This is a genomic window from Gluconobacter frateurii, assembly GCF_002723955.1.
GTDB classification, from domain to species: Bacteria; Pseudomonadota; Alphaproteobacteria; order Acetobacterales; family Acetobacteraceae; genus Gluconobacter; species Gluconobacter frateurii.
On the sequence record NZ_BEWN01000010.1, the window covers coordinates 1 to 1,308 of the forward strand.

General features: G+C 39.1%; 3 protein-coding genes. All 3 read right to left on the reverse strand.

Translation table 11 applies throughout. The annotated features are described in order from the left end of the window. Nucleotides 1–125 precede the first annotated feature (125 nt). The 3 genes from GFR01_RS15645 to GFR01_RS15490 are packed head-to-tail and all read right to left on the reverse strand — an operon-like array spanning nucleotide 126 to nucleotide 1,187. A complete protein-coding gene (locus tag GFR01_RS15645) occupies nucleotides 126–428 on the reverse strand; it encodes a hypothetical protein (RefSeq protein WP_145994600.1) in 303 nt (100 codons plus the stop codon). A 34-nt stretch (nucleotides 429–462) separates the two neighbouring features. Then, nucleotides 463–834, reverse strand: coding sequence for a hypothetical protein (locus tag GFR01_RS15485; protein WP_099183170.1), 372 nt, complete (start codon nucleotides 832–834; stop codon nucleotides 463–465). Continuing rightward, nucleotides 834–1,187 (reverse strand): hypothetical protein, encoded by a 354-nt coding sequence (locus tag GFR01_RS15490; RefSeq protein ID WP_099183171.1) that lies wholly within the window; start codon nucleotides 1,185–1,187, stop codon nucleotides 834–836. The genes GFR01_RS15485 and GFR01_RS15490 overlap by 1 nt, the downstream gene beginning before the upstream one ends. Nucleotides 1,188–1,308: the final 121 nt, after the last annotated feature.

The window sequence follows — 1,308 nt, forward strand, 5'->3', positions numbered from 1 at the left end:
CTTCTTTTTTAAAATAACAAAACAGACAATCTAACATCAATAATTAAAAATTAAATGTTTTGCTCTGCTTCGCATTGTTCTTATGTAATTATTTATGGGTAGGTCAGGCGAGTTAACTACGTAGTTTATATCTCTGATATGACTTCTTTTGCGGAATTGCGGAAAAAAAACACTACCGCCACAGAATAGGACAAAATAGCTTGTTTTTTGCTTTCTCCTACCAATGTCGCCATTTTCCGCAAAAGAACAATGACACTTACTTTTATATAAAATATACTTAAAATATATATTTTTCTTATAAAATATAAAGAAATAAGGGGAAAAATAGGGTTTTTGGTGCAAAAATGACCAAAAAAGCTTTGCGGAAAATTCCGCAAAAATTCCGCAAATTCCGCAAGACCACCTCTTTTTTTGCGGAAATTATACATTTTCCGCAAAGCATTTCCGCATTTCCGCAAAACATCAGTCTAACTTAATAGCTTCACTTATAACCTGATTCAGTTGAGGCTTTAGCTTGTTCATCACATACGCAAACAAATCACGCGCAACTGTATGCCTCTCAGGCGATCCACTAAACAAAGCTGTTGCGTAACGTGTGTTTGCTGAGATCCTTACGAACACATCGCCTTTGCGAGAAGTCACCTTAAAGCGTATCGAGCGGCTTAATAAGCCTGATACGTTGTGCGGCAAAGATGCCTCTGAGAACTGCGAGGTTGGCGCGTTAAGCACCTTCCTACATTCCTTGATGAACAGGCTACCTACAGCCTTCAAAGCGCGCTTCTGTGACTCTGTATCTATGCTCAACCCCTCATTGATTTTGATTTCTATCGCCATCAGCTAGCCACCACCTGTGACAGCTTCAAAAGCATGTACTTGTTGTCTTGGCCTATTGGTTCGTAGGCCGTCACGATGAACGATTGCTTTAAGATGCTTCTGTCTGGCTGACGTAGGTTTCTGTGACACTTCATCTTTGATGAAACCCCACTAATCCAACGTGTCTTTGCCGTATGCGAATATCCAAGTTCCACAAGCTGAACACCATTCAGTTCCGCTTGCTCACTGACATTCTGCACATCAGCCCATTCAGAAAAGAGAATGACTTCCTGTTGAATGTTTGCACCTAGATCATTGTCATAATCGAATTCTTGCTTAGTGAAATGCAGTTTTTGTTGGAATTTGTTTAACATATAACCCCCTCTCAATTGCTTTTGTGTTTGACGAACAAGCGCCCGCCAATAGATGTTTTATAAATGTGAATTTCATATACTAAATTCTGTTCTTATCGTTGAAGAACAAAACTGTTATATA